Source organism: Tianweitania sp., from assembly GCF_032053605.1.
Taxonomy (GTDB): domain Bacteria; phylum Pseudomonadota; class Alphaproteobacteria; order Rhizobiales; family Rhizobiaceae; genus Tianweitania.
In genome coordinates this window covers 12305-21818 of sequence record NZ_DAMBUH010000014.1, presented here as the reverse complement: position 1 = coordinate 21818, position 9514 = coordinate 12305, and the positions used below count along the sequence as shown (strand labels likewise).

10 protein-coding genes are annotated in these 9514 nt (G+C 62.5%); 9 read left to right on the top strand and 1 reads right to left on the bottom strand.

Annotation, left to right across the window (positions count from 1 at the left end; translation table 11 throughout):
- From RTX98_RS05480 to RTX98_RS05450, 7 genes are all read left to right on the top strand, one after another.
- On the top strand, nucleotides 1–578 hold a 578-nt coding region (locus RTX98_RS05480; RefSeq protein WP_312795157.1), incomplete at its 5' end, for an ABC transporter ATP-binding protein.
- A complete protein-coding gene (locus RTX98_RS05475) occupies nucleotides 575–1507 on the top strand; it encodes a sugar ABC transporter permease (protein WP_312795156.1) in 933 nt (310 codons plus the stop codon). The genes RTX98_RS05480 and RTX98_RS05475, both read left to right, overlap by 4 nt.
- A gap of 3 nt (nucleotides 1508–1510) precedes the next feature.
- The gene (locus RTX98_RS05470; RefSeq protein WP_312795155.1) at nucleotides 1511–2359 is read left to right on the top strand and encodes an ABC transporter permease; all 849 of its coding nucleotides are present in this window, start codon (nucleotides 1511–1513) and stop codon (nucleotides 2357–2359) included.
- 57 nt (nucleotides 2360–2416) lie between these two features.
- Nucleotides 2417–3616, top strand: a complete 1200-nt coding sequence (locus tag RTX98_RS05465; RefSeq protein WP_312795154.1) for a mandelate racemase/muconate lactonizing enzyme family protein — start codon at nucleotides 2417–2419, stop codon at nucleotides 3614–3616.
- Nucleotides 3613–4491, top strand: a complete 879-nt coding sequence (locus tag RTX98_RS05460) for an SMP-30/gluconolactonase/LRE family protein (protein ID WP_312795153.1) — start codon at nucleotides 3613–3615, stop codon at nucleotides 4489–4491. Before RTX98_RS05465 ends, RTX98_RS05460 begins: the two co-directional genes overlap by 4 nt.
- A 2-nt stretch (nucleotides 4492–4493) precedes the next feature.
- Nucleotides 4494–5279, top strand: a complete 786-nt coding sequence (locus tag RTX98_RS05455) for an NAD(P)-dependent oxidoreductase (RefSeq protein ID WP_312795151.1) — start codon at nucleotides 4494–4496, stop codon at nucleotides 5277–5279.
- The gene (locus RTX98_RS05450; protein WP_312795149.1) at nucleotides 5276–6169 is read left to right on the top strand and encodes an aldose 1-epimerase; all 894 of its coding nucleotides are present in this window, start codon (nucleotides 5276–5278) and stop codon (nucleotides 6167–6169) included. The genes RTX98_RS05455 and RTX98_RS05450 overlap by 4 nt, the downstream gene beginning before the upstream one ends.
- Before the next feature lie 14 nt (nucleotides 6170–6183).
- Here the strand turns inward: RTX98_RS05450 and RTX98_RS05445 are convergent, their stop codons facing one another.
- On the bottom strand, nucleotides 6184–7083 hold the full coding sequence (locus tag RTX98_RS05445; protein WP_312795148.1) for a LysR family transcriptional regulator: 900 nt from the start codon (nucleotides 7081–7083) through the stop codon (nucleotides 6184–6186).
- A 126-nt stretch (nucleotides 7084–7209) separates the two neighbouring features.
- Here RTX98_RS05445 and RTX98_RS05440 point away from each other — a divergent pair, with 126 nt between their 5' ends.
- Both RTX98_RS05440 and RTX98_RS05435 read left to right on the top strand, forming a co-directional pair.
- The gene (locus RTX98_RS05440; protein ID WP_312795146.1) at nucleotides 7210–8763 is read left to right on the top strand and encodes an ABC transporter substrate-binding protein; all 1554 of its coding nucleotides are present in this window, start codon (nucleotides 7210–7212) and stop codon (nucleotides 8761–8763) included.
- 23 nt (nucleotides 8764–8786) lie between these two features.
- On the top strand, nucleotides 8787–9514 hold a 728-nt coding region (locus tag RTX98_RS05435; RefSeq protein WP_312795144.1), incomplete at its 3' end, for a dihydrodipicolinate synthase family protein.

Genomic DNA, 9514 nt, shown 5'->3' with positions numbered 1-9514 from the left:
AGCCGCTGTCGAACCTCGACGCCAAGCTGCGGCTGGAAATGCGCGCCGAAATACGCCGCATCCACAACCAGCTCGGCGCCACCACGATCTATGTGACGCATGACCAGGATGAGGCGCTGTCGCTTGCCGACCGCATCGTGGTTCTGCGCGATGGCTCGATCCGTCAGGTCGGCACGCCGCGCGAGCTTTACGAAAGCCCACTGTATCTGGACGTCGCGGAATTCATGGGCTTCCGCAACAAGATCACCGGCCGGGTCGTGCAGGCAGCTAATGGCGAAGCGACGATCGAAGTTGGCGGCGCGAGGTTGACCGGACGCGCGCTCGACGCACTCGAGGTCGGGGATACAGCCATTCTGGCCGCACGCGGCGATGACGTCATCGAAGGCGTTTCCGGCACCAATGCCATCGAGGCTGCGGTCGAGACGATCGAATATCGCGGCCGTGAGTTCGTCGGCACCGCCAACACCGACAGCGGCATGCAGCTGGTGTTCCACGGGTCGCGCAACGCCGAACTCGGCAGCCGCGTCAGGCTCGAGATCGATGCCCGCCGCGCCCTTGTTTTCGCGGCGCAGCCATGAGCACGGCAACCGACACTTACGAGCGCCCGTCGCACGTCGCACGGGTAATAGAACGGCCGGGTTTGCGCCAGCGCCTCGCCAATCGCGGCATTGACGGCGTCACGCTGTTGATCCTGCCGGCGCTTTTGTTCGTGCTGGCGATTTTCGTTTATCCTTTTTTATACGGGCTGGTTCTGTCGTTCCGGCCGCTAGAAGGGGACAGCGCCTTCGCCAATTACATCAAGTTCTTTTCCGATCCCTATCTCTACAAGACCATCGGCGCGACCTTGTGGCTGGCCGTCCCTGTCACCATCGTCAGCCTGCTTCTGGCTGTTCCGATCGCGATGCGCGTGCGCCTGATGAAGAAGCAACGGCTGCTGACCACGATCCTGGTTCTGCCGGTCACGCTCGGCACAGTGCTCGTGGCGGAAGGGTTGCTGAACTATCTCGGGCCACAAGGCTGGTTCAATCGGACCCTGATCACGATCGGGCTGATCGATGCGCCGTTGCGCCTGGTCAACAACTATTGGGGCGTGCTCGCCTCGCTGATCATCACCGTGTTTCCTTTCACTTTCCTGCTGACGCTGTCCTATGTCACCGGCATCGATCCTGCCTTGGAACGGGCCGCCGCGACGCATGGCGCCAACAGCTGGCAGCGCTTCCGCCATGTCATGCTGCCTCTGCTGGTGCCGGGTTTGGTCGTGGCCGCGTGTCTGACCTTCGTGCAGGCCTTCGCGGTGTTTCCTTCGGCCGTGCTGCTCGGCGCGCCGTCCGGTCCGACGCGCGTGATCTCCATTGCCGCGGCACAAGCGGCCTTCGAACAGTATGACGACTCCATGGCTTCGGCGATCGCCATGATCATGGCTGCCGTGCAGTTGCTCGTGGTTGCGGCTTTGCTCGGCATCCGCTCCCTGTTTTATCGCGGCTCGACCGCTGGCGGGAAAGGCTGAGCCATGATCCGCGACACATCCGTCCTGTCCCGCCTTTGGATCACCTTCGTCTGGCTGGTCACCGGCTTCTTCATCCTCAACGTGCTGGCCGTGATCGCCGCCGTTGTCGTGTCATCCTTCGGCACACGCTGGCTGGGCACATGGATCCCCGACGCTTTCACCACCCGCTGGTATGCGGCCTCCTGGGCCGAATTCCAGCTCGACCATGTGCTGCTCGTCACCTTCCAGATCGTGTTCACTGTGGTGATCCTGTCCGGCCTGCTCGGCGTCACGGCGGCCTATGCCATGGCGCGGAGGGATTTCCCGGGCAAGAAGATCGTGCTCCTGATCTTCCTCCTGCCGTTGCTGGTGCCGCCGATCACCTTCGGCATCCCGCTGGCGACCGTTCTCTACATGGCCGGCGTGGGCGGCACCTTCTGGGGCGTGGTGTTGGCCAACCTCGTACCGACCGTGCCTTTCGTGATCCTGGTCATGATCCCCTTTATCGAGCAGATCGACCCGAAGGTGGAAGCAGCCGCGCGCGTGTTCGGCGCGGGCACGTTCAAGCTGTTCCGTTATGTGCTCCTTCCCATGCTGCTCCCCGGCGTGCTTGCCGCGATGCTGCTGGTGCTGGTGCGCACGGTGGCGATGTTCGAGCTGACCTTCCTGACGGCCGGCCCCACCAGCCAGACGCTTGTCGTGGCACTGTATTATTCGGTCTTTGCCGCCGGTGTCCGCTCCGTGCAGTCGATCGACGCCATGGCGGTGATCTACATGGTGACCTCGCTGATCTGGCTCCTGATCGCGCTGCGCTTCGTGAACCCGACGCAGATCGTGGCACGCGGCAAGAACGCCACGGCTGCCGCCCACTGAACCATCCTCACGGGCGGCACGCGCTGCCCCGTTTCGCTTGCCTGTCGGAAAATACCCATGAAGATCGAAGCCATCGAAACCATACAGCTGCCGCATCTCAACAACATCCTGTGGGTGCGGGTGCATACGGATGAGGGCATCGTCGGATTGGGCGAGACGTTTCGCGGCGCGAATGCCGTGGCGGCCTATATTCACAGCGATGTGGCGCCGCAGATCGTGGGTAAGGACCCGCTAGAGATCGACCGCATCTCCAGCCTGCTCTTGTCGCCCTATGTCGGCTTCCGCTCGTCGGGCGTGGAAATCCGCGCAGCGTCCGCGATCGATGTCGCGCTTTGGGATCTCTTCGGCAAGGCCGTAAACCAGCCTGTTCATCAGCTGCTTGGCGGATTGTCGCGACTGTCGATCCGCACCTACAACACCTGCGCCGGCTACACCTACAACAAGTCGGGCGCGCGCCGGTATATCGGCGATGCGGACGAAGCCAAGGAAGGTCCCTACGAAGACCAGCTCGCCTTCCACCGCGATGCCGGGGCGCTGGCCGAAAGCCTGCTGTCGGAAGGCATCACGGCAATGAAGATCTGGCCATTCGATCCGTTCGCCGTCGCCAATGGCGGCAACTTCATCCATGCGCGCGAGCTCGACGAGGCGCTGGTGCCCTTCCGGCAAATCCGCGACGCCGTCGGGACCAAGATGGAGGTGATGGTCGAGCTGCATTCGATGTGGGACCTGACCTCTGCGCTCGCGATCGCCCGCGGCTTGCAGGAATTCAAGCCGTTCTGGGCGGAAGACCCGATCAAGATGGTGAACCCGCAAACCCTGGCGATCTATGCGCGGCAGGCCGGCATTCCCGTTTGCGCCAGCGAGACGCTCGCGACGCGCTCGCAATTCCTCGACGTGCTCAAGGCTGACGCGACGGACTATGTCATGCTCGACGTGTCGTGGTGCGGCGGTTTGTCGGAAGCCAAGAAGATTGCGACCATGGCGGAAACCTTCCAGCGCCCGGTTGCCCCGCATGACTGCACCGGGCCGGTCATCTTCGCAGCCTCCATCCACCTGTCGCTGAACCTCCCGAACGCGATCTACCAGGAGTCTGTGCGCGCCTATTACACCTCGTGGTATCGCGATCTGGTCACGGTGATGCCGCGCATCGAGAACGGACAGATTTTCCCGTTCGAGGGTGCGGGATTGGGGCTTGAACTCTCCGACTTCGTGCTGGACCATCCCGACGTGATCCGCCGTACCACGAGGGCCGAATGACGCTCACCTTCCGCTGCATCGCCGATCTGTGCGCCGGTTTGACTGAAAGTCCCGTCTGGGATGACAGGCGCGGCACGCTGTTCGTGTGCGACATACCGGGCAAGGCAATCATCGAGATCGACCTTGCGGAGGGCGTGCGGCGGCAATGGTCGTTCGAGGCGGAGGTAACGGCGCTCGGGCTCTGCGACAGCGGCGTACTGGTGGTTGCACTCGCCCGCAAGGTGATCGTGTTCGATCCCGAAACGGAAACACGGCGCGATCTTTGGACCGGCTATGACGAGCCCCAGACCTCGCGGCTGAACGACGGTAAGGTCGGGCCGGACGGTGCGTTCTGGATCGGCGCCATGGATGGACGAGCCGACCGCCAGCCGATTGCCAAGCTCTACCGCATCGACGCGCAGGGCCAAGCGAGAGCGATGGAGGGTGGCTTTGCCGTTTCCAACGGACTGGCCTGGTCGCCGGACGGGCGCATCCTCTACCATTCGGACTCGCGCGGCCCCTGGATCGATCGCCTCGACTTTGATCTCAGCAGCGGCGAAGCGACGAACCGGCAGCGCGTTGTTGATCTCGACGAAACAAAGGGCCGCCCGGATGGCGGCGCTTGCGATGCGGATGGTGAGTACTGGAGCGCCGGCGTCTCCGCTGGTGTGCTGAACCGCTTTGCGGCCGACGGGACGTTGCGCGAGCGCATTCCCGTACCAATTCCGGCACCCACGATGCCCTGCTTCTGCGGTCCTGACCTCAAGCAAATTGCGATCACCAGCCACCGCCAGGTCGATGCGGCAGCACTCGCCGACGCGCCGCAATCGGGTGGCGTGTTTCTGGCTGAGGCGCCGGTGCGCGGGACGCCGGTTGCTCGCATGAAAGGGCTTTGATCATGGCGCGGCACATTCTTCTGACCGGCGCATCCGGCACGCTGGGTCGCATGCTCGCGCCTAGGCTTGTCGCGCACGGCTGCCAAGTGCGCTTGTCAGACATCAACCCGTTTCCGGATCCTGTGCCGGAAGGCGCGGCGTTTGTTCAGGCTGATCTGGCGGACGAAGGCGCGGTGCGGCGCGTGGTGGAAGGCACGGACGCGATCGTTCATCTCGGCGGCATCAGCGTCGAGAAGCCGTTCCGTCCAATTATCGAGGCCAATATTCTCGGCCTGACGCATGTCTTTGAGGCCGCGCGGGCGGAGAAGCAGCGGATCGTGTTTGCCAGTTCGAACCATACGATCGGCTTCTACGAGCGCGAAGAGACGCTCTCAACCAAAGATCCGGTGCGACCGGATGGTTATTACGGTTTGTCAAAGGCTTACGCGGAAATGCTCGGGCGGATGATGTTCGATAAGCACGGGCTGGAAAGCGTGCATATGCGCATCGGCTCATGTTTGCCCAAGCCGACTGAGGCCCGCCATCTGTCGACCTGGCTGTCGCATGACGACCTCGAACGGCTGATTATTGCGGCTGTGGAAGCTGACAAAACCGGCCATGCCGTGGTCTGGGGCGTTTCGGCTAATACGCGCTCTTGGTGGAAGGGAGATGACGCGGAACGCATTGGCTATAGGCCACAGGACAACGCCGAGACTTTCGCGCCGCTACCAGAAGAAGGCGATGCAATTACGCGGCGGTTTCAGGGCGGGTCGTTCACGGCGCAGGATTATACGCGCGACGATCAATGACCATTACGCTGATTGCCGACGATTACCGTGTCGTCGTGGATCCGGCGGTTGGCGGTGCTGTTCTCTCGCTGGATTGGCGAGCTGGAACAAGCACTTGGATCGCTTTGTTCGCGCCGGCGGATGGCAGTGTGCCGCCGTTCAAGGCAGGCTGTTTTGCGATGCTGCCTTTTGCAAACCGGATCAAACAAGGCCGGTTTGGCTTCGAAGGGCGCGAGATCGTGTTGCCGGTTAATCTTCCAGATGAAGGCATGGCGATCCATGGCTTCTCGCGAGAGCATCCGTGGCGCGTAGCGAGCCTGGATGATGCTAAGCTTGTGCTCGAGCAGGATTTTGCAAGTATCCGCAATCCTTATAGATATCTGGCGCAGCAGGAAATTAGTCTGTCTGAACAAGGCCTGCGGATTGCCTTGTCCGTCCGCAATACGGGCGATCACGCTCTGCCCTTTGGCATCGGGTTACATCCGTGGTTTGTGAAAACGCCGGAGGCGACGCTGAGCTTCGGATCTTCGAGCGCTTTTGAGCGCGATAAGGCCGGTTTGCCGCTGCCGAAGCGAGTTGAGATGCCGATTTTTCGGTCGGAAGCGCCGGAAAGTCTCGGCAAACTACCGTATTTTGACCGGTTTTTCCCGGAATGGAGCCCGTTTTTGGCCCGCATTTGCCGGCCTGAGGACGGGTTGGCGATCACGCTCGAGGCCGAGGGGGCGCTCCGGCATCTTCATGTTTTCGTGCCGGACAACCGACCAGTGTTTTGCGCCGAACCGGTCAGCCATGCACCGGATGTCGTGAACCGTCCTGAACTCGGTCAGTCGAACGCCATGGCGATTCTTCGACCCGGGGATACATTATCCGGCGCAATGACGGTGCGGGCGGAAAACTATTCACCGGTCTAATTGGGGGTGACGGATCAGCCCAAGGCTGTCGTGTCCTGGTCCAAAAGTGCCTTGATGCGCTCGACGATCTGGTCGAGCACGAGGATCTGGCGCGAGCCGGCGGGGCGGGCGGCGTAATAGGAAACGTCGATCACCGGCAGGAACGGCTTGGCGCAAAGTTGGACGTCGGCGGCGCGCATGGTGATGCGGTCGACGATGGCGACGCCCATGCCGGCGGCGGCGAAGTGGCAGCAGTTGAGCATGGAAGTCTCGAGCGTATTCAGCGGTGCTTGCTCGGCCTGGGAGAAGGCGCGGTCAAGGCCGCGACGCAGCGGCGAGTTACGGCCGGCGGTAAGAACGCGGCAGTCGAGGAGGTCGGTCGGCGTAATGACGTCCTTCTCGGCCAGCGGATGATCCGGCGGCATAGCGGCGACCGCCGTTGAACTGTGCAGATGGACGGTCTGTAAATCGCCCTGACGCGGTGGGCCGAAGACCAGGCCCAGATCGTAATGGCTCTGTTCTACCATGTCCCAGATGTGGCGGCTGTTTTCGACATCGAGAACCAGCGGCAGGTCGAGGCGCGGTCCGACGATCTCCATCATGGCCTGATGCAGGAATGGCCGTACCAGCGAGATGACGCTGGCCATGCGCAGAACGACATTCAAATGCTGGCGGATATCATCGGCGGCGCGCGCGACCTGATCGATGCCGATATAAAGCCGCTCCACCTCGGCCAGCAGCAGCACCGCTTCCGGCGTGGGGAGGAGTCGTCCGCCCTGCCGGGTGAACAGGGTCATGCCGACCTCGCTTTCCAGATCGCGGATCAGCCGGCTGACGGCGGGCTGGGCGATGTTCATGGCTTCGGACGCCGCCGTTACGCCGCGCGTGAGCATAACATGGCGGAAGGCTTCCAACTGACGCGGCTTCAGGCGCATGCAGTGCCTCCATAACGTTTCGGCATGGGATCAGGCTATAATGCAATTTTCCATCATTGTGCGAAGGAAATATGCAGTTGCCCCAAATCTCCCCATCTGGGGATGAAGCTTTGGAGGAGCTTGTTCATGAAGTTTTTCGCAGCCGCCGCGCTTGCCGCATCCGTTGTTCTTTTCCCTTCGGCCGGCGCCTGGGCGCGTGACCTGACGGTGGGCCTTTCGGCGTCCACGACCTCGATGGACCCGCAATTCTACGTCGTCGGACCCAATAGCGCGATGGCGCGCAACATCTTCGACGGCCTCGTGAACCAGGATGCTCGCCAGCAGATCGAGCCGGCGCTGGCGACCAGCTGGAACCGCGTCGACGACACGACCTGGGAATTCAAGCTGCGTCCGAACGTCAAGTTCCATGATGGCAGCGACTTCGCGGCAGACGACGTGGTCGCCAGCATCAAGCGTGTGCCGATTGCCGCCAAGAACAGCCCGAGCGCCTTTACCCCTTATGTGAAGGCGATCGCGGATGTCGTCGCTGTCGATCCGATGACGGTGCGCATCACGACCAAAGGCCCGACGCCGCTGCTTCTGAACAATCTCAGCCGCATCGCTATCCTGCCCGCTGAGTTCGGCGAAACACCGACCGAGCAGATGAACCAGGGCAAGGGCGTGGTCGGCACCGGTCCGTTCAAGTTCGTGTCCTGGACGCCGGACTCGGTGATCACGCTCGAGCGCAATCCGGATTACTGGGGCGGCGCGACGGATTGGGACAAGGTCACGTTCCGCATCTTCAAGAACAACAGCGCCCGCGTTGCTGCGATCCTGTCGGGCGATGTCGACATGATCGAGAACATTCCGACCGCCGATACGAGCCGGCTGGAAGAGTCCAACTCGGTCAAGGTCATCAAGGCCACCGGTAACCGCCTGATGTATCTTCATATGGATCAAGACCGCGAAACGTCGCCCTTCGCCAAGGGCCCGGACGGCAAGAACCCGCTGCAGAAGGCGGAAGTGCGCCGTGCGCTTTCCTTGTCGCTCAACCGCGATGCGATCGTCGAACGCCTGATGGACGGCCAGGGCACGCCGACCGGCCAGGTCGTTCCGGAAGGCTATTTCGGCCATGACACAGCGCTCGCCACCGATCCGTTCGACGCGAACAAGGCCAAGGACATGCTGGCGCAGGCCGGCTACCCCGATGGCTTCGACCTGACCTTCCATGCGACCAACGATCGTTATCCTAACGACTCCAAGATCGCACAGGCCGTTGGTCAGTTCTTCAGCCGCATCGGCGTCAAGACCAAGGTGGAGACCCTGCCGGGCAGCGTGTACTTCTCGCGCGCTTCGGCCCGCGAGTTCAGCTTCATCATGGGTGGTGCCGCAGTGGAAACCGGCGAGGCGTCGGGCGTGCTCGGACCGCTTCTGGAAACCTTCGGCGACAATGCCGGCCAGGGCAATCGCGGCCGTTATTCCAACGCCGAGTTCGACAAGGTGCTGGAACAGGCCCGCACCACGCTGGACGACGGCGAGCGTGAGGCGTTGTTGAAGAAGGCAACGGGCATTGCGATGGGCGATCTCGGCATCATCCCGCTGTTCTTCCTGGACAACACCTGGGCCGCCAAGACCGACCTGTCCTTTGAAGGACGCTCGGACGGCTACACCCTACCCTTCTACGTGAAGGCCGCGCAGTAAGCGGCGCGGCGAAGGACCTCCCGATGTCTTTCCACGGCGTCTTTCCGTATCTCGTTTCTCCGACGACACAAGGCGGCGACATCAACACCGCCGTTCTCGGAGACCTGGTTGAACACCTGGTCTCGCAGGGCGTGCATGGGCTGGCGCCGCTCGGCAGCACCGGCGAGTTCGCCTACCTGTCGAACGCGCAGCGCATGGAGGTCGTGAAGACGACGATCGCCGCCAATCGCGGTCGCGTGCCAGTTGTGACGGGCGTTGCGTCCACCACGATCCGGGATGCCGTGGCGCAAACCGAAGCCATGGTGGAAGCGGGTGCCGACGGCATTCTGGCGATTTTGGAAGCCTACTTCCCGGTCGGGGATGCCGGCGTGGAAGCCTATTTCAAGGCGATTGCAGGCGCGGCACGCGGGCGGCCGGTGGTGCTTTACACCAACCCGAACTTCCAGCGCTCCGACCTGACGCTGCCGGTGATCGAGCGGCTGAGCCAGATCTCGAACATCAACTACATCAAGGATGCTTCCACCAATACCGGGCGGCTGCTTTCGATCATCGAGCGCACGCGCGGGCGCATGGAGGTGTTTTCCGCTTCCGCCCACATCCCCGCTTGCGTGCTGATGATCGGCGGCGTGGGCTGGATGGCGGGTCCGGCCTGCATCGTGCCGAAGCAGAGCATCGCCCTCTATGACGCGGCGAAAGCCGCTGACTGGACGCGGGTCATGGAGTTGCAGCGGCCTTTGTGGCGGGTCAACGA